The following is a 24837-nucleotide window of genomic DNA, read 5'->3' as shown; positions in this document are numbered from 1 at the left end:
ATTTTATGACAAATAAATTATAAAATAAAAAAGAGTTATATAAAAACAATTTAATTGTTTTTATATAACTCTTTACTTTACAATTCTAAATTATTTATTTACCATTGACTCCTTCTTGATAGCCAGATGTTTTTGTAATCTGTCTATAAAGAACACAAACCAGTATTATGACGCCCATATATCCGGTATATGGATATAAGATACCAACCAGCTTATCAAATGGTAAGAATCCACCTATAAGACCTAATATAGCTGTTATTAGTGTTATTAGTTTAAATTTAGGATGATTATCATCTACAAATCTATTAGTTACTGACCATAATAAAGGTACAGCTGTTGTATATATTCCTAATATAAGAACTACTGAGAATAAAATTCCAACTATTGGTGAAATCTTATCAGCTAAGAATAATGAAGGTATTGCTTTTGAATATAAGTTTCCTATATCAGAAAGCATTGCTAAGTTCATCATTATAGCTGCTGCCATAAGTGCTACCCCACCTAGTATACCGCCACAAACAGCTTCTTTTTTATTAGCAGCACTTGCTCCTAATCCTGTTAAGAACGCCATGACAACGATTGTATTATAAGTAGTATATATTACACCAGATAGGTATGCGTTTGGAACTGGTCTAGTTACCTCTACAGTTTTAAGAATCTCTCCTGCTTGAGATAAATTACCTATATTACTGCTCAAACTTATAGCTCCAACTAAAAGTGTAAAGATTATTATTATAGGTCCTATTCCACCTAGTATCTTTGATAATTTATCAAGACCTAATGAAACAGTTAATAACGCTACTACTGCCATACCTATTCTACCTACAAATGGATTTAATCCATAGTATTCAGTTAAAGTTGCTCCTGCTCCTGAAATCATTACTACGAAAACACCAAATAAGAATAAAGGTCCAAACCACTCAAAGAATATTCCTAAATACTTACCACAATAAACACGATAAATTTTGATAGGTTCCTTAAGTTGAAGTTCTTTACCTTTTGACATTACTGAAGCACCCATCCATGAGAATAATACCATTGAAATTACCCCACCAATAATACCTGCAAACCCATAAAAAGTGAAGAATTGCATTATTTCTTGTCCTGTTGCAAATCCAGAACCGATTACTGTTGCTACATAAGCTCCTGCGAAACTGATGACCGTTTTAACATTTACTTTTTCTGACATATCTCAGTTACCTCCCCACGTGAAATTTTTTCATCTGCTTAATTACTTCGATAAACTACTTACAATTTCCTTTAACATAAAATCCATGATAACTGTTTTAAAACTTTTTGTATAATAACTTAAAACTTATAATATCTCTTTTATACAGTATACCTCCCTTCATGCAATTCTTTAAATTATTTTTGTCTAAGTAGTTATTATATGTATAAAATTAATTTCCCTATAAACTATATATTAGTCATATTTTTCTGAATAGTCAATATATATTTGAATATTTTCTCTATTTTTGTAAAAATTTGAATATTTGGTTAGGTTTTTGATAAATTGATATAGCGTATAAAAAAGAGAGATATAAATTCATATAATGCTTTATATCTCTCTTATACATATATTATATTATTAACAAACATGCATAATTTATATCTCTTACATTCTTTTTGCAAGAATAGCTTCTTTTGCAGCTTTTACTATGTCATCACAAGTTAATTCATATTTTTTTAACAATTCATTTGGAGCACCAGATTCTCCAAAAGAATCCTTAATTCCAACTTTTTTTACAATAGTTGGATAAGATTCTCCAACTGTCTCACTTACAGCAGAACCTAATCCTCCAATTATACTATGTTCTTCTACAGTTACAATAGCATTAGTTTCTTTTGCTGCTTTTAATATTAAATCCTTATCTATAGGTTTTATTGTGGACATATTTATGACTCTGGCACTAATGCCTTCTTCTTGCAATTTTTCTTGTGCCAATATAGCATCATTCACCATAATCCCACAAGCTATAATCGTGACATCATTACCATCTCTTAGTACTACACCTTTTCCTATTTCAAAGTGATAATCCTCATCAAATAAAACTGGAACTGAACTTCTTCCTAATCTAACATAAACAGGCCCATTGTATTTAGCTATTTCAAAAATCATCTTCTCTGTCTCTACTCCATCAGCTGGAACAAGAACTGTCATATTTGGTATAGCTCTCATTATTGCAATATCCTCTACACTTTCATGAGATGCTCCATCTTCTCCAACAGTAAGTCCTGCATGAGTAGCACAAATTTTTACATTTAACTTTGGATAACAAACTGAATTTCTTATAATCTCAAAGGCTCTCCCTGTAGCGAACATAGCAAAAGTACTAGCAAAAGGTATTTTTCCAGCAGTTGATAATCCGCAAGCAGCACCTATTAGATTTTGTTCGGCTATACCCATATTAAAAAATCTATCTGGAAATGCTTGATAAAAATCATGTGTCTTTGTAGACTTTGATAAATCTGCATCTAATACTACAACATTGTCATTTATTTGACCTAATTTTACTAAAGCTTTACCATATGCTTCTCTTGTTGCCATTTTATTCATTGTCAGCACCTCCTAATTCAAGTAAGGCTTGTTCTAGTTCTGCATCATTTGGAGCTGTCCCATGCCATCCTGCTTGATTTTCCATAAAAGATATTCCTTTACCTTTTATAGTCTTTGCAACTATCATTGTAGGCTTTTTAACTGTTGATTTAGCTATATCAAGAGCAGCAAATATTTGGTCAAAATCATGACCATCTATTTCAATTACATTCCATCCAAAAGCCTTAAATTTATCAACGATTGAACCTAAGTTCATTACACTTTCTATGTTTCCATCTATCTGAAGTCCATTATTGTCTAAAAAAGCAATTAAATTATCAAGCTTATAATGTGCAGCACTCATAGCAGCTTCCCAAACGATACCTTCTTGAACTTCTCCATCACCAAGTAAAGTGTACACATTCCATGGTGCATTATCTAATTTTGATGCCATAGCCATCCCACATGCAGCCGAAAAACCTTGGCCTAAAGAACCAGTGGATATCTCCACACCAGGTGTTCCTTTCATATCTGGATGCCCTTGTAACATTCTGCCTATTTTCCTCAGTCCATTTAATTCTTCCTTATCAAAATAACCTTTTTCAGCCAATGTTGCATATAATGCTGGTGCAGCATGTCCTTTTGATAATACAAATCTATCTCTATCCTCCATTTTAGGATTTGAAGAATCCACATTCATTTCATCAAAGTATAACGCAGTAAGTATTTCAACTACTGATAATGACCCTCCTGGATGTCCAGATTTGGCTCTATGTATCATAGAGACTATATCTCTTCTTATGATACGCGCAATCTCATTTAATCCTTTATGGTCTCTCATGCAATTACCTCCCTTGAGTTTGTAATTTTATATCAATTCCATATTATTATATCACTTTTATCCTATTTTTTTGCGTTATTTTTGATTTTATTAGCTTAGGCACTAAAATTAAACTCTATGAAATATTTTTAAAGAAAAAAGGGATTGTCTAATAAAAGACAAATCCCTCTTTAAAAAGTAAACAACCCTAAACTTATTTGAAGTCCATCATCTACTTTTATCATCATATTTTCATCTAGACAACCAATTTTTTCCCTCAGTCTCTTTTTATCAATAGTTCTGATTTGTTCTAAAAGAATTACTGAGTCTTTATTAAGCCCATATTCATTGGAACTTATCTCTACATGAGTAGGTAATTTGGCTTTATTAATCTGAGATGTTATAGCTGAGACTATAACTGTAGGACTATATTTATTACCTACATCATTTTGTATTATCAGAACAGGCCTAACTCCTCCCTGTTCTGAACCAACAACTGGACTTAAATCAGCGTAATATAAATCACCACGCTTTATTTCACAATTAGTACTCACCTTGGGCAATCTTCCCTTCATTTTTATCATCAGAAGATACTTCGTCAACTGTCATACCTAATTCAGCTAATGACAGATTAATTTGACCCATTTCTCTATAACCCGTTTTCATAGATTCTTTAATATGAATTCTCTTTTTCTGAGTTATATAGAACTGAAAAGCAGCTTTTGCAAAATCTTCTCTGTTACTGTTCTCCATCTGAACAATACTATCAACTTCAGAAATCAGAGAGTCTGGTAAAGTAACTTCTATTTTTTCTTTACTCTTATCGTACACAAAATCGCCTCCCAGATTATAATATCATGGTTTTATTTTAGCAAATAACTGTTTATTTGTACAAGCTCATTATTTTCCATATAAACACGGTCAACTCTTCTTGATATCATGCATAACACTTCATAGTTTATAGTTCCTAAGTCTTTGGCTATACGTTCAGCTGTAACTTCACCTTCTCCAAATAGTATAACCTCATCTCCAACTTTTATGTCTATATCTTTGTCAATTCTAACCATTATTTGATCCATACAAATTCTACCAACTACATCAAATACTTCTCCTTTAATAAGAACTTTTGGATTCTTTTGAATTCTAGTGAATCCATCCGCATATCCTATTGGAATTGTAGCTATTGTTTCCATACTAGTAGTTGTATATTTTAGTCCATAACTTATTCCTACACCTGGTTCAACTTGTTTTATATGTCCGATTTTTGATTTTAATTTCATAGCTGGTTTTAATTCTAGTCTTTCTTTAAATACATCATCAGATGGATAATGACCATATAATATTATTCCTGCTCTTACCATATTTAATCTTAAATCAGGGCAATCCATAATAGCTGCACTATTTGATACATGCTTTATAGCTATTTCTACACCAGCTTCATCTAACTTATCAGACATAAATTTATAATTATTAGCTTGTTTATAAGTGTACTCTTTACTTACTTCATCAGCTGTAGCAAAATGAGTAAACATACCTTCTAAATTTATATATTCTAATTTATTTAATTTTACTATATCCTGTACTGACTCTTCATTAGGTTGGAAACCTATTCTAGTCATTCCAGAGTCTATTTTAATGTGAACACAGGCTTTTTCTCCTAAAGACTTTGCAATTTCGTTTATCTTTTGTGCTGTTTCTAAAGAATAAACTGTCATAGTTATTTTATTTTTTATAGAATCTTCAAAAGCTTCATCTGGAGTATATCCTAAGTTCAAAATAGGAAGTGTTATACCATTTTGTCTAAGTTCAATTCCTTCAGCAGTTCTTGCTACTGCTAAATAATCTACTTTTTCCTTTTGTAATAATTTTGCAACTTCTACTGCACCATGTCCATATGCATCAGCTTTTATTACTCCACAAACTTTAATATCTTCTTCTAATAAATTTTTAATATTTTTTAAGTTAAATCTTAAGTTATCTAGATTTATCTCTGCCCATGTAGGCACTGTTATTTTTTGCATTTCTTTAGTCCCCCTTAGTTTCTGTATTCAAAATCTCTGTATTTTACTGTAAATCTTGGCACTCCTTCATTATCTAACACTTCCATCTTTTCAGGGTTCTTTGTGTCAGCATTTACATATAATACTTGCTTATTAAAATATTTATTATCCCCAGGAATAAAAGTCTCTAAAACCAAGTTTCCTTTGGATAACTTTATTTTCATCTCTTCGTTTTGAAGATAATTTTTTATAAAGTCTCCTATAAAAAGATATTGATTATTTTTTCCTGTATTAGGCAATTCCACTATATCACTGATATTTGGATTTTTAACTAATATTTTATCACCTTGATACTCTATACTTTTTCCCTTTAAGTGTTTTGGGGAAATTACTTCTAATTTATAGTTATCAGTTTTTTTATAAGTATGAATTAAAACATAATTGTGTGGGCTCTTATTTCCAACTACTTCTACTTCAGCTTTACAACTGTAAGAATTCATATCAGAAATCTGCTTTTGAAAGTCTTTGTATACTTCTTCTTTTGTGGACTGTCGTTTTTGGCATCCTATTACAATTATAACCAGTGCCAAGAACATAATACATACTATAGTCCACTTTTTTCTCACATCACACCTCCTACTTTAGTTTATTCATTATATAAAGCTTTTATTATATCATATCTACAAATTATACCTTTAAGTTTATTGTCATCATCTACTACAGGAACTCTGTTTATTGATTTTTTAATCATTATATTAGCCACATCGTCAAACTTATCATCTTCATGAACTTTTATTATGTCCTTAGACATCAGTTCCCCGACTTTATAAGCTGCTACTTGCTTTATGTCTTTTTCTACCTTTTTTAAATCATCTAAGAAAATCAATCCTTGTAATAGATTTATATAGAGAGGTGCTTCTATATATTTTTCCTTTTTAAGAATGTCTGTTTCAGAAATTACTCCAACAACTTTATTTTCTGAATCTACAACTGGCAATCCTCCTATTTTCTCCGCAATTAGCATATTAGCTACATCTGCTATACTATCATCTTGTTTTGCTACTATTACATCTGTTGTCATTATTTCTTTTGCTGTTTTGTCCATCATAATGTAATCACTCCTTAGTCCTTAATTATAGTTATCGCATTTGCTATAGCATAATCTTTTGAATGTGATATTGAAACTTTTATTTCTAAAACATTATAATCTATGCACATTTTTGCCAGATTATTATAAGTTTTTACTATTGGTTTTCCCATTTCATTTCTGAGAACCTCTATATCTTTAAAGTTAAACATTCTGATTCCTGTACCCATAGATTTACTTATAGCTTCCTTAGCTGCAAAATTACCAGCTATACTTTCTGACTTAAAATTTTTAGAATTAAAATATTCAATTTCTTTATCTGTAAATACCTTCTCTAAAAACCGATTATTTTTTTCTACAGCTTTTTTTATTCTGTCAATTTCAACTATGTCTACTCCAATTTCAAATATATCCATTTTTCCTCCAGAAAATTTATAATAACTCTTTCCATTTAACAATGAATTTATAAATTTACTATTGATAATACCTATTATTGTTTAGTTTATGTTACTTATCCCAATTTAATAATCATTATAATAAAATTGTAACTTTTAAAATTATTTATAATAAATAATCTATGTAAATCTATTATATTATTTATTATACTACACAACTAAGCAAATTTTTTAAATTTTATAAAAATTTTATATAGATTTCTTATATGAATATTTTTTCACTTCTATATAATCTATCTAAACCTTCTTTATCTTATTAATTGCAACATAATTTTGCAGTAAATTCAAACATTTTGTGAATTTATTATCACTATATTTCCATTGTACTTTACACTCTACTTGTTGTTATTTTATTAACACCAACAAAATATAAAAAAGTCATTTTGACCAAAAATAATTTTAGCAAAAATGACTTTTCATGTTTTATATTAAATTATTAAATCCATTCAGCAGATTCTGTCAATATAACAGTTTTATTTTGGTCTACATTAACAAATCCTTCTGATATTTTTGCTTCTTTAAAATTTCCATCTTTTTTTATCTTCAAAGTCCCTACAGGTATGCCTGAAACAAACGGTATATGACCTTTCAATACCCCTTTGTCTCCCTTTGTAGTTCTAACTACTATCATTTCAACTTCTCCATCATAAAATGTATCATTTGGAGTTACAACTTTCAATGAAAATTCACTAGCCATGACTACATACTTCCCTTCGCTTTTTTAACAGCATCTTCTATTGTACCTACAAACAGGAATGCTGACTCTGGTAAGTCATCATGTTTACCTTCAAGTATCTCTTTGAATCCTCTTACAGTTTCTTTAACAGGAACATATTGACCTGGGTTTCCTGTAAATTGCTCTGCAACTGTAAACGATTGAGATAAGAATCTTTGTATTTTTCTAGCACGTGCAACTATTAACTTATCTTCATCAGATAATTCATCCATACCAAGTATGGCAATTATATCTTGTAGTTCTTTATATCTTTGAAGTATTGATTGAACACCTCTAGCTACTTCATAATGTTCTTTTCCTACTATACTAGGGTCAAGAATTCTTGATGTAGATTCAAGAGGGTCAACCGCTGGGTATATACCAAGTGATGATATTTGTCTAGATAAAACTGTTTTTGCATCTAAGTGAGAGAATGTTGTAGCTGGTGCTGGGTCAGTTAAGTCATCTGCTGGTACGTATACTGCTTGAACAGATGTTATTGAACCTTTCTTAGTTGATGTTATTCTCTCTTGAAGTGCACCCATTTCAGTAGCTAATGTTGGTTGGTAACCAACAGCTGATGGCATACGTCCTAGAAGTGCTGAAACTTCTGAACCAGCTTGTGTGAAACGGAATATATTATCAACAAAAAGTAAAACGTCTTGTCCTTGCTCATCTCTAAAATGTTCTGCCATTGTAAGTCCAGTTAAAGCAACTCTCATTCTTGCTCCAGGTGGCTCGTTCATCTGACCAAATACTAGAGCTGTTTTATTTATAACTCCAGACTCACTCATTTCTCCATAAAGGTCATTACCTTCTCTTGTTCTTTCTCCTACTCCTGAGAATACAGAAATACCACCATGTTGCTTGGCAATATTGTTTATAAGTTCTTGTATTAAAACTGTTTTTCCTACTCCTGCTCCTCCAAATAGACCTATTTTTCCACCTTTTAGATATGGTGCTAGCAAGTCAACTACCTTAATACCTGTTTCTAGTATTTCAGCTGTAGTTTCTAGTTCGTCATATGCTGGTGCTGGTCTATGTATAGGTAACTTAGGCGCAGACTTTGGAGCTGGTTTTCCATCAACTGGTTTTCCAAGAACATTGAATATTCTACCTAGAGTTTCATCTCCAACAGGAACACTTATTGGGCCTCCTGTATCTACAACTTCCATACCTCTTACAAGCCCATCTGTTGCACTCATAGAGATACATCTTACTGTATCATCACCTATATGTTGAGCAACTTCTGCAACTATTTCTTTATCTCCTAACTTTATTACTAACGCATTTAATAAGTTAGGTAGGCTTTGTTCATTATCAAACTTAACATCTAGTACAGCTCCTACAATCTGTACTATTTCACCTACATTTGCCATTTCCTAACCTCCCTATTTTAGAGCTTCAACTCCACCAACTATCTCTGTTATTTCTTGAGTTACAGCTGACTGTCTTGCTCTGTTATAACTTAACTCTAAATTAGATAGCATTTCATTCGCATTATCTGTGGCTGATTCCATCGCAGTTCTTCTAGCTCCTTGCTCTGATGCAAAAGATTCTAAAATCCCACCATATATTGTACCTGATACAAACTGAGGCACAATATAACTTAAGACTGCTTCTGCTGATGGTATATATTGTACTTTCGATCTATTTTGTTTTTCTTCTTTTATTACAATGGCTTGCTCATCTGTATCTTTTTCAAACACCAATGGAAGCAATTTTAAAACTTCAACTTCTTGTAATAAAGCTGATTTAAATTTTGTATAAGCTATATAAACTTCATCTACTTCACCTTTTTTATACAGGTCAATAACAGTTTGTGAAATTTCTATCGCTTCTTCATATCCACAAGCTTCAACACTATTTATATCTTTTGCTATATTGTAATTTCTTTTAGAAAAAAACTCGTGAGCCTTCTTTCCTACTGTGATAACTGTTTCTTTTTTTCCTTCCATGTGAGATACAGATTCCTTTAATACATTGGAATTGTATCCACCTGCAAGACCTCTATCTCCAGCTACTACTATATAGCATTTATTTTTTACTTCTCTTACTTTTAAAAATTCATTTCTAACTCCACGTGTTGTTTGGGCAATATCTTTTACTGTATCGTACAAAGTATTAAAGTATTCTCTTGAATCTTCAGCTTTTTCTTTTGCTTTTCTAAGCTTAGAAGATGCAACAAGTTCCATTGCTTTAGTTATTTGTTTTGTACTTTCAACACTCCCCATACGTGTTTTAATCGCTTTAATTCCAGCTCCTGCCAATTAATTTACCTCCTTTTTTAAAAAGGATTATACTTCAACAACAAACTTTTCTTTAAATTCATTTATTGCATCTGTTAAATCATGAGTGAAGTCTTCTCCATCTAATATTTTTCTTGATATTTCTGGATAATTATTATCTACAAATGCATACAATTCTGATTCAAATCTAGCTATATTATCTATTGGAATATCTTCCAAATGATTATTTATAACTGCATAGATTATCATAACTTGATTTTCAACTTTTATTGGTTGATGCTCACCTTGTTTTAATATCTCAACGATTCTTTCACCTTGAGCAAGTCTCTTTTTAGTATCTTCATCCAAGTCAGAACCAAATTGTGAGAATGCTGCAAGCTCTCTATATTGTGAATATGCAAGTTTTAATGTACCTGCGACTTTTTTCATTGCCTTAATTTGCGCAGAACCACCAACCCTTGATACTGATATACCAGGGTCAACTGCTGGTCTTACACCTGAATAGAATAATTCTGGTTGTAAGTATATTTGACCATCTGTTATAGATATAACATTTGTTGGTATATATGCAGAAACGTCTCCAGCTTGAGTTTCTATTATAGGTAAGGCAGTCATTGAGCCTCCTCCTAATTCATCAGATAACTTAGCTGCTCTTTCAAGTAATCTTGAATGTAAGTAGAATACATCTCCAGGATATGCCTCACGTCCTGGTGGTCTTCTAAGTAATAATGACATTTCTCTATATGCAACGGCTTGTTTACTTAAATCATCATATACTATAAGCACATGTTTTCCATTGTACATAAATTCTTCACCCATAGCTGCTCCAGCGTATGGTGCTATATATTGAAGTGGTGCTGATTCAGATGCTGTTGCTGAAACTACTATTGTATAGTCTAAAGCTCCACCTTTTTCTAATGAACTAACTAATTGAGCTATAGTAGAACGTTTTTGCCCAATTGCTACATATATACAGATAACATCTTTTCCTTTTTGATTTAATATAGTGTCAACAACTATAGATGTTTTACCAGTTTGTCTGTCACCTATTATTAACTCTCTCTGACCTCTACCAATTGGTATCATTGAATCTATTGATTTTATACCTGTTTGTAATGGTTCATAAACAGATCTTCTATCTATTATACTAGGTGCTTCAGATTCAACCGGTCTAGTTTTTGTATAAGTTATAGGTCCTTTTCCATCTATTGGTTGGCCTAGAGAATTTACAACTCTACCTACTAAGGCTTCTCCAACTGGAACTTCAACTATTCTTCCAGTTCTCTTAACTATATCGCCTTCTTTTATTCCACTGTCATCTCCAAGTATAACAGCTCCAACTACTTCTTCTTCTAAGTTAAGTGCCATACCATATACTTCACCTGGGAACTCTAGTAACTCACCAGACATAGCTTTCTCTAATCCATATACACTAGCTATACCATCCCCAACTGTTAAAACACTACCTGTATCTGTCAATTCAACTTTATTCTCATAATTCTTTATTTGCTGTTTAATTATAGAACTTATTTCTTCAGGTTTTAAGTTCATGGGTTCACCGCCATTCTTAAGATATTACTTCAGACAGCTTTTCTTTCATCTTATCTAGACGAGTTTTTACAGTGCCATCTATTTGCTCATTTCCAAGTCTAACTAGAACTCCCCCTAGTATAGTCTTGTCAACTACATTTTCTATAGTAACATTTTTGTTGTATTTGCTTGAAAGTTTAACTTCAAGTTCTTTAATATCTGTTTCACTCATTGGAATCGCACTTATTGCGACACCATCAGTTATATTATTTTTCTTATTTAATAAGTCTTTATAAGCTAGCTCTATGTCTTCCAGAAATGCTATTCTGTCTTTATCTACTAAAACTTTTAAGAAGTTTTTTATGTTAGAACTTACTTCCTTATCAAAAATGATTTCTACCAAGTTTTTCTTTTCTGATTTTGAAACTAATGGTGATTTTAAAACTTTGTAGAAATCTTTGCTAACTTTAGTCATCATATCTACTACTTTTTCTAATTCTTTAAATAATATATCAGTTGAATTTTCTTCTTCTCCTAATTGAAATAGGGCTTCGGCATATCTATTTGCTACTACGTTTATCATTTAGCCTCCCCTACCTCTTTTATAAAGTTTTCTATCAATTCTTCATGTTTAGATTTATCTAAATCTTTTTCAATAACTTTAGATGCCGCAAGTAGTGCTATATTTGATATATCACTCTTAATTTCATTCATAACCTTTTGTTTTTCTTGTTCTATATCTTTGCTTGCTTTATCTTTTATATCAAGAGCATCTTGTTTTGCAGTACTTATTATGTCATCTGATTTTTTCTCTGCTCTTATAGTTGCTTGTTTTATGATTTCTTGACCTTCATCTTTAGCAAAATTGATTTTTGACTCGTATTCTTTTTTTAGAGCCAATCCTTCACTTTTTGCTTTTTCGCCTTCTGCTAAGTCATTTTTAATATCATTTTCTCTTGATTGGATTATATTTAAAACTGGCTTAAATAAAAGCTTTCTTAGAAGTAAAAATATTATAAAAGTATTAACAATTTGGAATACAAATTCCCATGTTATACCTACTAGTGCTTTCTCCATAATTATCCTCCTTTCCATAAATCATAACTACTTATAATCACGAGATAATAAAATTCATCTCATGATTATAAGTTTGAGATGATTTATCTATAAAACCTATCTCAAAATATTTAAGGACTAAATCTACATTCCTAAGTATTTGAAGAATGGATTTACGAATAGAAGTATTATTGATACAACCAAGCCATATATTGCTGAAGACTCTGCTATAGCAACACCTAGTAATAAAGTTGAAGTTATATCACCTTTAGCTTCTGGTTGATTTCCTACTGCTTCTGCTGCCTTACCTGCTGCTACACCTTGACCAATTCCTGCACCTATACCTGTTGCAACTGCTATTCCTGCTCCTATTGCTGATGCTGCCGCTACTATTGCTGTTTCCATAATTATTTCCTCCTTAAAATTTAAAAATTTAAATTGTTTTTTATTTTTTATCTTAATATAAGTTGATTTCTTAATCTAATTCCCCTGCACTTGATATAAACACCATTGTTAACATTATAAATATATATGCTTGTAACAATCCTGCAAATAAATCGAAGTACAAGTGTAATGGAACTGGTATTAGTATCTGTCCAATCGGTATTGATAATCCTGGTATTAGACTAGATATAAAACCTAAAAGTTGATAAAATAGACCCATTATAATTGTTCCACCTAAAATATTTCCAAATGGACGGAAACTTAATGATATTGGTCTAGCTAACTCACCTATAATATTGATTGGCAACATTATAGCAAGTGGTTGAGCCAACTCTTTAAAGTATGATACTCCTTTAAATTTAACTCCTGCAAAATAAATCATAAAAAATGTAATCATTGCCCATGCAGCAGTTGTATCTAGGTCGGTTGTTGGTGATCTTAATCCAAGTAATGGGCTTAAATTTGAGCACGCGAAAAATAAAAACAAACTTCCTATGTATGGTATCATATATGGCATTCTTTTTACTGTGTTTTTACCCATAACATTTGTAACCATTTTAGCAAGACCACCTATCGCAAATTCCAAAAATATTTGAACTTTACTAGTTGGAACTTTTTTCAAATTTCTAGTTAAAAAATAAGATGCTATCGCTAAAAAGGCCATTATTCCCCAACTCACTAGTATTGTTTCACTAATTTTAAAGTTTCCTATGAGATAATAATGCGCTTGACTCATACTTACGCCTCCTTCCTCTTTAATTTATTTATAAAGTTTTTTGATAATATGACAAACTTTGTACTCAATAATCCTAGTGCTGTTCCGATTATATTTAAATGTGGAACCTTAGCTGAAGCAAATAGAACAACTGCCATTATAAATAGCCTAATGGTATATTGTGCTGATGCATAAGCTTGTGCTTTTCCAGCTGGCAATGACACTGTTTTTTCTAGTGATATTGCTAATAATCTAAAATTTAACATAGCTATTATAGAGCCAAATATAAGTCCTAAAAATACTGGCTTACTTAATGTTGATGTTATCAACATTAGCACAATTAAAATTACATCAAATATTACTATACCCTTTGTTACTGACCTTACTTGGTTAAGTAATTTTATATCCAATATATCACTTCCTTCGTGTATATACTATTAGAGTTTTATAAACACCACTAAAAGCACCTCCAACCCCTAACAGTAAAAATATTATTGTTAGAACTGGACTCGTATTTAATTTACTATCTAAAAATTTTCCTAAGAAAGTACATCCTAATATTGATATTACAATCATTAATCCTATTTGACTTATTAAACTAAACAGCTTTGCAATTTCCATATGTGTATTTTTTTTACTCATAAATAGTATCCCTCATTATTACAAAATAAATAACATGTAATTAATCTATATCATAAATTTATTTAATTATAAAATATATCTTACTACTAATCTGATTATTTTTCAAACACTTTCTTTTAATCATTTCATGAGCATGTATTTCAGTGTCAAATTTTATCGTTTATTGTCATCTTAAAATTATTCACTAAAAAATTTATCTCCTAGAATTTTATAAGTTCTATTCCTGCTTCTTTTAACAATTCTGTAGACATATCATCTGGATAATCGCCTTCATAAACAATTTTCAATATCCCTGCATTTATACACATTTTTGCACACAAAACACAAGGTCTTGTAGTAACATATAAAGTTGCTCCATCTACACTAATACCATTATGAGCAGCTTGTATTATAGCATTTTGCTCAGCATGCAATGCTCTACACAGTTCATGTCTTTCTCCTGAAGGAATATTTAGTTCCTGTCTTTTACACCCAATATTTTCACAATGTTCAAGATTTCTTGGGGAACCATTATATCCAGTTGTTAGAATTTGTTTATCTCTTACAATAACAGCTCCGACTTGTCTCCTAATACAAGTTGAACGCTTTTTTACCACTTCTGCAATTTCCATAAAGTATTCATCCCATGATGGTCTCATAATTTACTTTTCTCCTCTTTGTCTATGTACTTGTCTCATATATATTTATTAGATTTCTTCCTAAATAAATACTTATTTTTATATTATATACACATGTCAATTGAATGTCCAATAAAAAAAGAGCATTTTTACCATTTAAATTTTAAATACCCGTTATATGCTCTCCTTAATCTATTAAATTTATTATATCACCTTAATGAAATATTAATAGTCTTATTTATTATAAATTAATTTATTGGATAGATTCCATTTTTTAATATTGCTTCTAAAACCCCTCCAGCTATACATCTAGCTTTATCTGATATCGTAAAAGCGTTCTTAACTTCCTCTTTCCTAGGGTCTATGTCTAGTATTTTTAAATTTTTATTTACTTTTGCTCCATCTTTTAGTAATCCTCTAAGAACTCCAGATATTGTTGCTCTAACTTCATATTTTTTTCCATAATCATTAATATAACAAAGTAAATCACCCTTTTCAACTATATCGCCTATCTTACATACATTTTCCATTATCCCGCTATGTTCTGAGTGCATTACTCTTTCTTTGGAAATCCCTTTTATTGCACCTGGTATTCCTGTATTTTTTTCAGCTCTACCACTAGTTATTATTCTCCCTAGATTATGACCTCTCATTGTCTCTATAACCAAATCAACATCTTCTCCTGCACAAAACCCAGGCCCTAAAGCTATTGTAAGTGGAGCCATATCCTTAGTTGTACCCAAATTTTTTTTGGCTAATATCCCATCAATTAAAACAACTGGATTTATCTCAGATAGTTTTTCTCCTTTTGGGTCTACAATAAGTGCTACTTTATCTTGAGATAACGTTTTTTCAATTTCGTCTTTGTTTTTGCAAAGTTGACACTCTACACCTTCAATAGTAACTTCTTTTTCATAAACAGCCTCACAAAAAGAAACTTGTCTTCTTATAGCTAAAGGCTCTTCTATTTCTAATGCAACTACTTTAAAACCACTATTGTGTAGCTTATATATAACTGCTGTTGCTAAATCTCCAGCTCCTCTTACTACTATACATTTCTTCATGTATTATCACTCCCAATAATATCATTAATATTTTAATCTAAACTCAATTAATATATATCAATTTAATCGTAAGCAACTAACATGCCATATTTAAAATTATTAATAATTTGTAAACTCAAGTAAAATAGCCATTCTTTTTTAATTGGTAAAAGCTTTTTATTCTCAATTCGAGAAATTTATCAATTCAAGAATTCTTATTCTGAGAAAATACACATAAAAAAGGAACCTCCTTATATTAAATAATTTTTATTCTATAAGAAAGTTCCCAACAAATATTCATAGTTATTAATTTTTATTTAGTTCCAAATAATCTATCTCCAGCATCACCAAGACCAGGAATTATATATCCATGTTCATTTAATCTTTCATCAACTGATGCAACATATATATCAACATCATCATGATATTTTTGTACTTCTGCTATACCTTCTGGTGCAGCTACTAAATTAGCTAATTTTATACTTTTAGCTCCTTTAGATTTAAGTAAATCTATTGCTGCAACAGCAGAACCTCCTGTAGCAAGCATAGGGTCAACTACTATTATATCTCTTTCTCCTATGTCTTGAGGAAGTTTACAATAATATTCAACTGGTTTTAATGTTTCTGGGTCTCTATATAATCCTACATGACCAACTTTTGCTGCTGGCATTAAACTTACTAAACCATCTACCATTCCAAGCCCTGCTCTTAAAATTGGAATTATAGCCAATTTTTTACCTGCAACAACTTTAGATGATGTTTTTTGAATAGGAGTCTCTATTTCTACATCTTTTAATGGTATATCTTTTGTTATTTCGTATCCCATTAACATTGCAATTTCAGTTAAAAGCTCTCTAAAATCTTTAGAACCAGTGTTTTTATCTCTCATTAAAGTTAATTTATGTTGTATTAATGGATGGTTTGTCTCTACCACTTTACTCATTTTGATAATTCCTCCTGATAAAACTGTAATTTTTATTATTTATTGTGTTTTTCTTCTATTGCTTTAATCATATTTACTCTTCTAGCATGTCTATCGCCTTCAAAATCTGTGCTAATCCAAGCCTCAACTATTTCAAGAGCTAAACCTTTACCTAAAACCCTTTCACCTAATGACAACATATTTGCATCATTATGTGCTTTTGACATTTTTGCAGAAAATACATCTGATACAACTGCACATCTTATTCCAGGAACTTTATTAGCAGCTAGAGATATTCCTATCCCTGTACCACAGCATAATATTCCATAATCTACTTCTTTATCTATAACTGCATTTGCAACTATTTCTCCATAAGCAGGATAATCAACAGAGTCTGTAGCATTATTAGTTCCATAATCTACACATTCAATCCCTTTTCCTTCTAAATAGTTTATTATTTCTTTTTTTAAATTATATCCTCCATGGTCACAGCCTAATCCTATTTTCATTTCTTCATCCTCCGTTTTATATATTTTTTACTATTTTGTTGACAGAATATATTATTTCTTGCATAGTATTTCTATAAGTATTCAAATTTCCACCAAATGGGTCAGATATATCTGACTCATCTTGATTTGCGAACCCTTTAAAAGTATACACTTTTTCTTTGCATTTTGGAACTGCTTGTACTAAAATTTCTTTATGAGATTTTGTCATTGTTAGTATAACATCCGATTTATCTATTAATTCTTTAGTAATTACTCTACTTTTATGATTTGATAAATCTATTCCAAGTTCTTTTAAAGCTTCTATAGAGTTTTTAGAAGCATCCATACCATTCGCTGTAGATATACCCGCTGAAGATATACAATATTCTTCAATATTTTTTCCAGACTCTTTAATAGCTTTCTTTAATATAACTTCAGCCATAGGACTTCTACAAGTATTTCCTGTACATACAATAAGTATATTCATATTTCACAACTCCCTTTTAAGCTTTTATTACTTTATATCCTGCTGACTTAAGTAATCTATTCATAATTGCTTGTCCAACACCACTCTTAGGAAATTCCTCAGAATATATGACATCCATACCTTTTTTATCCAGTTCTATGAGCGCATCAAACAAATTACTTGCTACTTCCTCAAGAGTACTTCCCAAATCTATTACTTCTCCATTATAAAACTCTTTATTTCTACTAATACACATTACACCTGTTTTTAGACCTTTATCTTTATTAGATTTTATCATATCATTAATCTTTGTTGCTACATTTTCTCTTTTGCCAGATATAATATATACATCTGCATTTGGTGAATAATGTTTATATTTCATTCCTGGAGCCTTGGCTTTTTGATTATCTTCTTTTTTACTTAATGATGGGTCAAGCCTTACTTCACCAAGAAGTTCTTCTAAAACTTCTTTAGTTATACTTCCAGGTCTTAATATCATAGGAATCTCATCTGTAAGGTCTAATACAGTCGATTCCAGTCCAAAGTTACTATCTCCTCCTAAAACTATTCCATCAACTCTTCCATTCATTTCTTCATATACATGTTTCGCTTTTGTTGGAGATGGTCTCCCTGATATATTCGCAGAAGGAGCTGCAATAGGTACACCTGCTTCTTTTATTATTGCCCTGGCAATAATATGAGAAGGCATTCTTATTGCAACTGTATCAAGTCCTCCACTAGTTCTATATGGAATTATATCTTTTTTATTTAGTATTATAGTTATAGGCCCTGGCCAAAGCTTTTCCATAACAAGCTTAGCTTTATCACTTATATCTTTAGCTAAATCATAAACTTCTTCTTTTTCATAAATATGGACTATAAGTGGATTATCACTAGGTCTACCTTTAGCTTCATAAATTTTCTTTACTGCATTTTCATCTAATGCATTTGCACCTAGCCCATATACTGTCTCAGTTGGAAAAATAACCGTTTTACCTTCTCTAAGAAGTTTTGCTTGTATTTTTATTTCCTCATAATCAATATTATTTATATCGATATTACTTATAATAGTCTTCATCTTTCGTATGCCTGCTTTCATTTTAATTTTAGATATAGTTTACAATTATTGTACCTAACAAAAAACCAACTATACAATACACACTTTTTGAATGCGGAAAAATTTCTTCCAATACAACATACATCATTGTACCTCCTGCTGTAGCAAGAAATACACCTATAAGAGAAGTAAACACTCCTCCAAAATAGACACCTAAAAAACTTCCTAGACCCATAGGTAATCCAGCTATTATTGTAAATAAAATAACTTTACTCATCCTCATTTTATTGCATACCAGACCTAATGCCATAGCTAACCCTTCTGGTATATTATGTAGACCTATTACTATAGCAAGAGTGATACCTAAACTTTCAGTTGACATAAAAGAAGAACCAATAGCCAATCCTTCTGGTAAATTATGTAGTAATATACTTATGAATATAAGATATCCAGATGCCATGCTTCCAGATACATCCAATCTTGTTTTTATGTACATAGTTATGAGAGCTCCAACAAATGTAAATATAACTGTATTGATTACTCCCATTTTATCCATGGATTCTTTCATCAAATCAAATACTACTACAGCCAACATTATTCCGCCAGACAATCCCATAAAGAAATTTAGGTATTTATCAACTTCTCTTTTGAAGATAGCTGATATAACTCCTCCTAATCCTGTCCCTATAACACCTGCCAAAAGTCCAATCATCGTTACTTTTAGTATCATATAACCCTCCTGTACTTGTATATAACAATTATATACAGTAGAATATGATAACATGACCTAAAATGCAAAATAGCTGTTTCAAAATAGAAAATAATTTCTAGAAAGAAACAGCTCTTTTAAAACATTCCTTATATTGCAGTCATTTTTTCTGTTTGGTCAACAGTAATTAAAGCGTCTATCATTTCATCTATATCCCCATCTAAGAATGCATCTAGCTTATATAAAGTTAAGTTTATTCTATGGTCACTTATTCTACCTTGAGGGAAATTATATGTTCTTATTCTTTCTGACCTGTCACCAGTTCCGACTTGGCTTTTTCTTTCCGCTGCTATATCTTTGTGTTGTTCTGCCAATGCTTTATCGTAAAGTCTCGCTTTTAATATTTTTAAAGCTTGCTCTTTATTTTTTAATTGTGATTTTCCATCTTGGCAAGATACTACTTCACCTGTAGGTATGTGTGTTACCCTAACAGCAGAGTCAGTAGTATTTACACTTTGCCCACCATTCCCTGAAGAACGGAAAACATCTATTCTCAAATCATTTGGATTTATGTCAACTTCTACATCTTCAACTTCTGGTAATACTGCAACAGTAGAAGTTGATGTGTGTATTCTTCCACCAGATTCAGTTGATGGTATCCTTTGAACTCTATGAACTCCAGACTCATACTTTAATCTTGAGTAGGCTCCTTTACCTTTTATCATAAAAGATACTTCTTTATATCCACCCACTCCAGTATCACTAGCACTTAATAATTCTATTTTCCATCTTCTTCTCTCAGCATATCTTGAATACATTCTAAATAAATCACCTGCAAATAGAGCTGCTTCATCTCCTCCAGCTCCACCTCTAATTTCAACTATAACGTTCTTGTCATCATTAGGGTCTTTAGGTAATAGTAATATTTTTATTTCTTCTTCTATTGGAGACACTTTTTCTTCCATTTCAGATAACTCCATTTTAGCTAATTCTCTTAACTCTTCGTCTGATTCTTCTTGTAAAATTTCTTTTGATTCCTTTATACTATCTAAAACACTTTTATACTCTCTGTATTTCATGACAATAGGCTCTAAGTCAGCATGTTCTTTTATATACTTTTGCCAAACTTTTTGATCATTTATTACATCAGGATCACCTATTTTTTCACTTAAGTCTTTATATGTATCTTCCAATACCTCTAATTTTTTTAACATACTTTCACCTCGATTAAATGTAACATATCAATTGTTGATTATATCATATATTGTAACCTATAACAACTCTATCAATGCCTTGTATATCCTTCTTTGTATATATTTGTTTATATCCATTACTTTTCATAATATTAATTACATCTTCAGCTTGATTATGACCAACTTCATATGCTAATATTCCACACTCATTTAAATATTTCTTTCCTTGTTCTGTTATTTTTCTATAAAAATCCAATCCATCTTCTCCACCCTCAAGCGCATTATATGGCTCATAATCCTTAACTTGTATGTGTAATGTTTCTATATCTCGCTTTTTTATATATGGTGGATTTGAAACTATAAGATCAAATTTTATATCACTATCATTTAATGCTGTGAATAAATCGGATTTGATGTACTCTATTTTTTTATCAACTTCATTTATAATAGCATTTTTCTTTCCTATTTCTAGAGCTATTTCTGATATATCAAAAGACATTACTTTAGAATTTTCAATGTATTTTGCTAAACTAACTGTAATAGCACCTGAACCAGTACCTATATCTAGTATGCTTACATGCTTTCTGTCTTTACATATTTCAATTATTTCTTCTACTAAAGTTTCTGTATCTGGTCTTGGGATTAATACTCCTTCCTTAACAAAGAAATCTAGTCCCATGAACTCTCTCTTTTCAACTATATATGCTATTGGTCTTCCATTTATTCTTTCTTCTGCAAAACCTATAAATTTTATTTTCTGTTCTTCAGTTAACTCTTTGTTTAGATTTAAGTGAATATACAATCTATCAACATCACCTAATGCTTTTTGTAATAACAATTCTGTATCTAGTCTTGGAGTATCACTTATATCTTTAAATTCCTCTGAATATTTAATAATTATATCTTTTATCGTCATAATAAATACCCTTTTCTTTAATCTACTACTGCCTTTAATGCTTCTAAAGCTACTTCTAATTGCTCATCATCAGGCTCTTTAGTCGTAAAGTATTGCAACATCATACCTGGATATGCAATAACCTTAGTAAATCCATTGTCATATTTTCCAAGAATTCTAATTACTTCATAAGATAATCCTGCTACTATAGGAACACATATGATTCTCATAAATATTCTAAGTATTGGATTTGGCCAACCAAAAAACGCAAACAATATTATTGATACAGCCATAACTATAAATAAAAAATTTGTACCACATCTAGGATGAAGTCTTTTAAATTTTCTAGCATTTTCTACTGTAAGTTCCAAATTATTTTCGTAACAATATATAGATTTATGCTCTGCACCATGATATTGAAATACTCTTTCTATATCCTTACTTCTAGAAATCAATACTATATATGCAAATAATATAACTATCCTTATAATACCTTCTATTAAATTGAGCATAAAATCACTAGGTATTACCTTAGAAAAAGCCCCTCCTACTAGTGTAGGTATAAAAATAAATAAACCAGCAGAAAGTATCATCGCTATAACCAAGGAAAATACTATAAGTATATCATTTGCCTTATCTTTAAAAATCTTCTTCATAAATAAATCAAATTTGTCCTCTTCAGCTTCTTCCATAAAGAACTCTGAAGAAAAATTCAAACTCTTTATTCCTTGAATCATTGTATCTATCATAACAAAAGAACCTCTAATAAAAGGTATCTTATCTATATTCTTATCTCTTACCCAACTTTTTATTCTATCTTCTTTTAAGGCTATTTCCCCGTCACTTTTTCTAACCGCTACAGCTCTTTTATCTTTTGATTGCATCATTACGCCTTCAATAACAGCTTGACCACCTACAGATTGTTTTCCCATCCACTCACCTCATTCAATTGCATTTTAAATACTTGATTTAACATATTTATTATTATAATACAAAAAGACAATTTAAAGTAGAATATGAATCTTTTTTTGTAATAAAATAGGAGTTGGCTTCCTCCAACTCCACTTTTATAAAAATTAGTCCATTTTGAATCTTTTTTTGAATTTGTCGATTCTTCCACCTTTTTCTATGTTCTTTTGTTTTCCTGTATAGAATGGATGGCACTCTGAACATATTTCAACTTTTATTTCGTCCTTAGTTGAACCAGCAACAAATGTGTTCCCACAAGCACAACGCACTTCAACTGGATTGTATTTTGGTTGTATTTCCTTTTGCATTATAGTCACCTCTTCTCTTTATTTAAAAAAATTAATTATATTAACTTTCTTTTTACATTATCAACTACATTATTATAGCACAACTTATTATGCCATTCAAGTGATTTTTCTATTACTTTATATAATCTATTTTTACAATTATTCCTTGATTTTACAAACTCTTTATCGATTTTACAAATTCTTTATTGTCTTTAGTTCTTTTTATAAGTTCAATGACTTTATCTGTGATTTCCATCACTGAATTATTACTCATTTCTCTTCTTAATCTCCAAAGAGCTGTTTTTTCTTCATCATCAAGCAATAGGTCATCTCTTCTTGTCCCAGATTTATAAATATCAATTGCAGGGAATATCCTTTTTTCAGCTAATTTTCTATCTAAATGTAATTCCATATTTCCTGTACCTTTAAATTCCTCGAAAATTACATCATCCATTCTAGAACCAGTTTCAACTAATGCTGTTCCTAGTATTGTCAAAGAACCACCTTGTCTTATATTTCTAGCAGCTCCAAAGAATTTTTTAGGTCCATGAAGTGCACCAGGGTCAATACCTCCAGATAAAGTTCTGCCTGTAGGAGATATTGTAAGGTTGTATGCTCTTGCAAGTCTAGTTATACTGTCTAGTAAGATTACTACATCTTTACCATGTTCAACTAGTCTTTGAGCTCTATTTAATACCATTTCTGCAACCTTAACATGATGACTTGATACTTGGTCAAAAGTAGAATATATAACATCTCCTTCAATAGATTCCTTCATATCAGTAACTTCCTCTGGTCTTTCATCTATAAGTAGGACTATAAGTTCAACATTTGGATGGTTTTTAGCTATACTATTTGCAACACTTTTTAAAAGAACTGTTTTCCCAGCTTTTGGAGGTGCAACTATCAATCCTCTTTGTCCTTTACCTATAGGAGAAATTAAATCTATAATTCTTGTGGCTATCTCATTTCTATTTGTTTCCAGCGTAAGTCGTTCTTCTGGAAATATTGGTGTCAATGTCTCAAATGCATTTCTTTGTATCGCTGTATCAGGGTTTTCATCATTTATTTTTTGAACATATAAAAGTGCTCTAAACTTTTCTCCACTTTTTGGATGTCTAGTTATACCCTTAATCTTATCTCCTGTTTTCATATTAAATCTTCTTATTTGAGATGGCGAAACATAAACATCTCCTTCAGTAGATAAATAATTTGAGCCTCTTAAAAAACCAAATCCATCTGGTAAAATCTCAAGTACACCGACTACTTCATCTTCCTTTGATGTGTTAAATTCATCTACTATTTTAGATTCATCAACTTGTTTAGGCATATAATAGTTTTTATTATTATTTCTGACCATTCTATTACATGTATTTGATGACTTATTGTAATCATTTGTATTTGATGTCTTATTATAATCATTTTTTTGGTTTCTGTTATCTTGGCTTTGGGAAATATTTTGATTATCTATTTCTTTTTTGTTATATGATTTGGCAGGGCTCTTATATTCAACTTCTTTTTCTACGCTTTCGCTCTCTATATTTTCTTTTCTATTTTTTATGTCTTCTTTTATATTTTCATTTTTATCTTTAATTTCTTCATTTACTTTAATATCATTTGTTTTTACTTCATTCTTGCTCTTAGAATTTATAATCTCAATTAGCTCATTTTTCTTATATGTAGTAATTGATTTTATTTTTAATTCTTTTGCTATTTCTCGTAGTTCAACTAATGTTTTACTACCCAATCCTTCTAATACTTTATCATCTAAAATCAAAAAAATCCTCCTCATCTATATATTCATTTATATACATACTTTTTTTGGAAATTGAAGGCATGAAAAAGAAAAGTTTTATTCAAACAGTTAAGTCTAATAATATCACTATTTATACATTATGGTCAATAAATAAAATTTAAAACATTATTATCCGTTATATTTATT

31 protein-coding genes are annotated in these 24837 nt (G+C 30.6%); all 31 read right to left on the bottom strand.

Annotated elements, in window-relative coordinates; genetic code table 11:
* Nucleotides 1-94: 94 nt before the first annotated feature.
* Nucleotides 95-1189, bottom strand: a complete 1095-nt coding sequence (locus KGF50_RS10125) for a hypothetical protein (protein ID WP_227847924.1) — start codon at nt 1187-1189, stop codon at nt 95-97.
* A gap of 426 nt (nt 1190-1615) precedes the next feature.
* Nucleotides 1616-2557, bottom strand: a complete 942-nt coding sequence (locus tag KGF50_RS10120; protein ID WP_227847923.1) for a transketolase family protein — start codon at nt 2555-2557, stop codon at nt 1616-1618.
* The gene (locus tag KGF50_RS10115; protein WP_227436212.1) at nt 2550-3377 is read right to left on the bottom strand and encodes a transketolase; all 828 of its coding nucleotides are present in this window, start codon (nt 3375-3377) and stop codon (nt 2550-2552) included. The genes KGF50_RS10120 and KGF50_RS10115 overlap by 8 nt, the downstream gene beginning before the upstream one ends.
* A 170-nt stretch (nt 3378-3547) precedes the next feature.
* Nucleotides 3548-3931, bottom strand: coding sequence for a type II toxin-antitoxin system PemK/MazF family toxin (locus KGF50_RS10110; RefSeq protein ID WP_003421356.1), 384 nt, complete (start codon nt 3929-3931; stop codon nt 3548-3550).
* Nucleotides 3900-4187 (bottom strand): antitoxin, encoded by a 288-nt coding sequence (locus KGF50_RS10105; protein ID WP_227436214.1) that lies wholly within the window; start codon nt 4185-4187, stop codon nt 3900-3902. The genes KGF50_RS10110 and KGF50_RS10105 overlap by 32 nt, the downstream gene beginning before the upstream one ends.
* Before the next feature lie 32 nt (nt 4188-4219).
* Nucleotides 4220-5377, bottom strand: a complete 1158-nt coding sequence (gene alr, locus KGF50_RS10100) for an alanine racemase (protein ID WP_227841392.1) — start codon at nt 5375-5377, stop codon at nt 4220-4222.
* Between the two features lie 14 nt (nt 5378-5391).
* Complete coding sequence (gene gerS, locus KGF50_RS10095) at nt 5392-5982, bottom strand: germination lipoprotein GerS (RefSeq protein ID WP_227436217.1); 591 nt, start codon at nt 5980-5982, stop codon at nt 5392-5394.
* Nucleotides 5983-6002: 20 nt separating this feature from the next.
* Entirely contained in the window at nt 6003-6464 is a 462-nt protein-coding gene (locus KGF50_RS10090; RefSeq protein ID WP_227847922.1) for a CBS domain-containing protein, read from the bottom strand.
* 14 nt (nt 6465-6478) lie between these two features.
* Nucleotides 6479-6859 carry a holo-ACP synthase gene (gene acpS, locus KGF50_RS10085; protein WP_227847921.1) on the bottom strand — a complete coding sequence of 127 codons (381 nt, stop codon included), beginning with the start codon at nt 6857-6859 and terminating at the stop codon, nt 6479-6481.
* A gap of 475 nt (nt 6860-7334) precedes the next feature.
* Nucleotides 7335-7595 (bottom strand): ATP synthase F1 subunit epsilon, encoded by a 261-nt coding sequence (atpC, locus tag KGF50_RS10080; protein ID WP_227436229.1) that lies wholly within the window; start codon nt 7593-7595, stop codon nt 7335-7337.
* Between the two features lie 2 nt (nt 7596-7597).
* Complete coding sequence (gene atpD / locus KGF50_RS10075) at nt 7598-8992, bottom strand: F0F1 ATP synthase subunit beta (RefSeq protein ID WP_227436232.1); 1395 nt, start codon at nt 8990-8992, stop codon at nt 7598-7600.
* Nucleotides 8993-9004: 12 nt separating this feature from the next.
* Nucleotides 9005-9883, bottom strand: a complete 879-nt coding sequence (gene atpG, locus KGF50_RS10070; RefSeq protein WP_227847920.1) for an ATP synthase F1 subunit gamma — start codon at nt 9881-9883, stop codon at nt 9005-9007.
* A 27-nt stretch (nt 9884-9910) separates the two neighbouring features.
* A complete protein-coding gene (gene atpA / locus KGF50_RS10065; RefSeq protein WP_227847919.1) occupies nt 9911-11413 on the bottom strand; it encodes a F0F1 ATP synthase subunit alpha in 1503 nt (500 codons plus the stop codon).
* 16 nt (nt 11414-11429) lie between these two features.
* Nucleotides 11430-11975: a F0F1 ATP synthase subunit delta gene (locus KGF50_RS10060; protein WP_227847918.1), complete on the bottom strand. Its 546-nt coding sequence runs from the start codon at nt 11973-11975 to the stop codon at nt 11430-11432.
* Complete coding sequence (atpF, locus tag KGF50_RS10055) at nt 11972-12469, bottom strand: F0F1 ATP synthase subunit B (protein ID WP_227847917.1); 498 nt, start codon at nt 12467-12469, stop codon at nt 11972-11974. Before atpF ends, KGF50_RS10060 begins: the two co-directional genes overlap by 4 nt.
* Before the next feature lie 123 nt (nt 12470-12592).
* Nucleotides 12593-12853 carry an ATP synthase F0 subunit C gene (gene atpE / locus KGF50_RS10050; protein ID WP_021386434.1) on the bottom strand — a complete coding sequence of 87 codons (261 nt, stop codon included), beginning with the start codon at nt 12851-12853 and terminating at the stop codon, nt 12593-12595.
* Between the two features lie 70 nt (nt 12854-12923).
* On the bottom strand, nt 12924-13628 hold the full coding sequence (locus tag KGF50_RS10045) for a F0F1 ATP synthase subunit A (RefSeq protein ID WP_227436239.1): 705 nt from the start codon (nt 13626-13628) through the stop codon (nt 12924-12926).
* A 2-nt stretch (nt 13629-13630) separates the two neighbouring features.
* Nucleotides 13631-14017, bottom strand: a complete 387-nt coding sequence (locus tag KGF50_RS10040; RefSeq protein ID WP_227436241.1) for an ATP synthase subunit I — start codon at nt 14015-14017, stop codon at nt 13631-13633.
* A gap of 4 nt (nt 14018-14021) precedes the next feature.
* Nucleotides 14022-14249 (bottom strand): AtpZ/AtpI family protein, encoded by a 228-nt coding sequence (locus KGF50_RS10035; RefSeq protein ID WP_227436243.1) that lies wholly within the window; start codon nt 14247-14249, stop codon nt 14022-14024.
* Between the two features lie 200 nt (nt 14250-14449).
* The gene (locus KGF50_RS10030; RefSeq protein WP_003421374.1) at nt 14450-14887 is read right to left on the bottom strand and encodes a deoxycytidylate deaminase; all 438 of its coding nucleotides are present in this window, start codon (nt 14885-14887) and stop codon (nt 14450-14452) included.
* Nucleotides 14888-15114: 227 nt separating this feature from the next.
* Nucleotides 15115-15930: a selenium-dependent molybdenum cofactor biosynthesis protein YqeB gene (gene yqeB / locus KGF50_RS10025; protein WP_227847916.1), complete on the bottom strand. Its 816-nt coding sequence runs from the start codon at nt 15928-15930 to the stop codon at nt 15115-15117.
* Between the two features lie 292 nt (nt 15931-16222).
* Nucleotides 16223-16852, bottom strand: a complete 630-nt coding sequence (upp, locus tag KGF50_RS10020) for a uracil phosphoribosyltransferase (protein WP_003437840.1) — start codon at nt 16850-16852, stop codon at nt 16223-16225.
* A 35-nt stretch (nt 16853-16887) separates the two neighbouring features.
* Complete coding sequence (rpiB, locus tag KGF50_RS10015) at nt 16888-17340, bottom strand: ribose 5-phosphate isomerase B (protein ID WP_227839029.1); 453 nt, start codon at nt 17338-17340, stop codon at nt 16888-16890.
* A 16-nt stretch (nt 17341-17356) separates the two neighbouring features.
* Nucleotides 17357-17806: a low molecular weight protein arginine phosphatase gene (locus KGF50_RS10010; protein ID WP_227847915.1), complete on the bottom strand. Its 450-nt coding sequence runs from the start codon at nt 17804-17806 to the stop codon at nt 17357-17359.
* 16 nt (nt 17807-17822) lie between these two features.
* Nucleotides 17823-18863: an L-threonylcarbamoyladenylate synthase gene (locus tag KGF50_RS10005; protein WP_227847931.1), complete on the bottom strand. Its 1041-nt coding sequence runs from the start codon at nt 18861-18863 to the stop codon at nt 17823-17825.
* 28 nt (nt 18864-18891) lie between these two features.
* The gene (locus KGF50_RS10000; RefSeq protein ID WP_227829086.1) at nt 18892-19572 is read right to left on the bottom strand and encodes a ZIP family metal transporter; all 681 of its coding nucleotides are present in this window, start codon (nt 19570-19572) and stop codon (nt 18892-18894) included.
* Nucleotides 19573-19700: 128 nt separating this feature from the next.
* A complete protein-coding gene (prfA, locus tag KGF50_RS09995; RefSeq protein ID WP_227847914.1) occupies nt 19701-20765 on the bottom strand; it encodes a peptide chain release factor 1 in 1065 nt (354 codons plus the stop codon).
* A 43-nt stretch (nt 20766-20808) separates the two neighbouring features.
* A complete protein-coding gene (gene prmC, locus KGF50_RS09990) occupies nt 20809-21660 on the bottom strand; it encodes a peptide chain release factor N(5)-glutamine methyltransferase (protein ID WP_227847913.1) in 852 nt (283 codons plus the stop codon).
* Between the two features lie 17 nt (nt 21661-21677).
* Nucleotides 21678-22571, bottom strand: a complete 894-nt coding sequence (locus tag KGF50_RS09985; protein WP_227847912.1) for a DUF1385 domain-containing protein — start codon at nt 22569-22571, stop codon at nt 21678-21680.
* Nucleotides 22572-22715: 144 nt separating this feature from the next.
* The gene (gene rpmE / locus KGF50_RS09980; protein WP_003421397.1) at nt 22716-22916 is read right to left on the bottom strand and encodes a 50S ribosomal protein L31; all 201 of its coding nucleotides are present in this window, start codon (nt 22914-22916) and stop codon (nt 22716-22718) included.
* Between the two features lie 151 nt (nt 22917-23067).
* Entirely contained in the window at nt 23068-24687 is a 1620-nt protein-coding gene (gene rho / locus KGF50_RS09975) for a transcription termination factor Rho (RefSeq protein WP_227847911.1), read from the bottom strand.
* Nucleotides 24688-24837: the final 150 nt, after the last annotated feature.

The organism is Clostridioides sp. ZZV15-6598, assembly GCF_020657705.1.
Taxonomy (GTDB): Bacteria; Bacillota; Clostridia; order Peptostreptococcales; family Peptostreptococcaceae; genus Clostridioides; species Clostridioides difficile_F.
Note: the sequence above shows the minus strand (reverse complement) of the source record. Positions and strands in the feature narration are given on the sequence as shown.

Coding starts and splice junctions, on each gene's coding strand:
- atpD (WP_227436232.1), bottom strand. CDS start 8,992: ATGGCAAATGTAGGTGAAATAGTACAGATTGTAGGAGCTGTACTAGAT.
- alr (WP_227841392.1), bottom strand. CDS start 5,377: ATGCAAAAAATAACAGTGCCTACATGGGCAGAGATAAATCTAGATAAC.
- KGF50_RS10000 (WP_227829086.1), bottom strand. CDS start 19,572: ATGATACTAAAAGTAACGATGATTGGACTTTTGGCAGGTGTTATAGGG.
- KGF50_RS10115 (WP_227436212.1), bottom strand. CDS start 3,377: ATGAGAGACCATAAAGGATTAAATGAGATTGCGCGTATCATAAGAAGA.
- prmC (WP_227847913.1), bottom strand. CDS start 21,660: ATGACGATAAAAGATATAATTATTAAATATTCAGAGGAATTTAAAGAT.
- KGF50_RS10010 (WP_227847915.1), bottom strand. CDS start 17,806: ATGAATATACTTATTGTATGTACAGGAAATACTTGTAGAAGTCCTATG.
- KGF50_RS09985 (WP_227847912.1), bottom strand. CDS start 22,571: ATGGGAAAACAATCTGTAGGTGGTCAAGCTGTTATTGAAGGCGTAATG.
- upp (WP_003437840.1), bottom strand. CDS start 16,852: ATGAGTAAAGTGGTAGAGACAAACCATCCATTAATACAACATAAATTA.
- rho (WP_227847911.1), bottom strand. CDS start 24,687: ATGAGGAGGATTTTTTTGATTTTAGATGATAAAGTATTAGAAGGATTG.
- KGF50_RS10110 (WP_003421356.1), bottom strand. CDS start 3,931: ATGAAGGGAAGATTGCCCAAGGTGAGTACTAATTGTGAAATAAAGCGT.
- atpC (WP_227436229.1), bottom strand. CDS start 7,595: ATGGCTAGTGAATTTTCATTGAAAGTTGTAACTCCAAATGATACATTT.
- rpiB (WP_227839029.1), bottom strand. CDS start 17,340: ATGAAAATAGGATTAGGCTGTGACCATGGAGGATATAATTTAAAAAAA.
- KGF50_RS10005 (WP_227847931.1), bottom strand. CDS start 18,863: ATGAAGACTATTATAAGTAATATCGATATAAATAATATTGATTATGAG.
- KGF50_RS10120 (WP_227847923.1), bottom strand. CDS start 2,557: ATGAATAAAATGGCAACAAGAGAAGCATATGGTAAAGCTTTAGTAAAA.
- prfA (WP_227847914.1), bottom strand. CDS start 20,765: ATGTTAAAAAAATTAGAGGTATTGGAAGATACATATAAAGACTTAAGT.
- atpA (WP_227847919.1), bottom strand. CDS start 11,413: ATGAACTTAAAACCTGAAGAAATAAGTTCTATAATTAAACAGCAAATA.
- KGF50_RS10030 (WP_003421374.1), bottom strand. CDS start 14,887: ATGAGACCATCATGGGATGAATACTTTATGGAAATTGCAGAAGTGGTA.
- KGF50_RS10045 (WP_227436239.1), bottom strand. CDS start 13,628: ATGAGTCAAGCGCATTATTATCTCATAGGAAACTTTAAAATTAGTGAA.
- yqeB (WP_227847916.1), bottom strand. CDS start 15,930: ATGAAGAAATGTATAGTAGTAAGAGGAGCTGGAGATTTAGCAACAGCA.
- rpmE (WP_003421397.1), bottom strand. CDS start 22,916: ATGCAAAAGGAAATACAACCAAAATACAATCCAGTTGAAGTGCGTTGT.
- KGF50_RS10125 (WP_227847924.1), bottom strand. CDS start 1,189: ATGTCAGAAAAAGTAAATGTTAAAACGGTCATCAGTTTCGCAGGAGCT.
- KGF50_RS10035 (WP_227436243.1), bottom strand. CDS start 14,249: ATGAGTAAAAAAAATACACATATGGAAATTGCAAAGCTGTTTAGTTTA.
- KGF50_RS10060 (WP_227847918.1), bottom strand. CDS start 11,975: ATGATAAACGTAGTAGCAAATAGATATGCCGAAGCCCTATTTCAATTA.
- acpS (WP_227847921.1), bottom strand. CDS start 6,859: ATGGATATATTTGAAATTGGAGTAGACATAGTTGAAATTGACAGAATA.
- atpE (WP_021386434.1), bottom strand. CDS start 12,853: ATGGAAACAGCAATAGTAGCGGCAGCATCAGCAATAGGAGCAGGAATA.
- atpF (WP_227847917.1), bottom strand. CDS start 12,469: ATGGAGAAAGCACTAGTAGGTATAACATGGGAATTTGTATTCCAAATT.
- KGF50_RS10090 (WP_227847922.1), bottom strand. CDS start 6,464: ATGATGGACAAAACAGCAAAAGAAATAATGACAACAGATGTAATAGTA.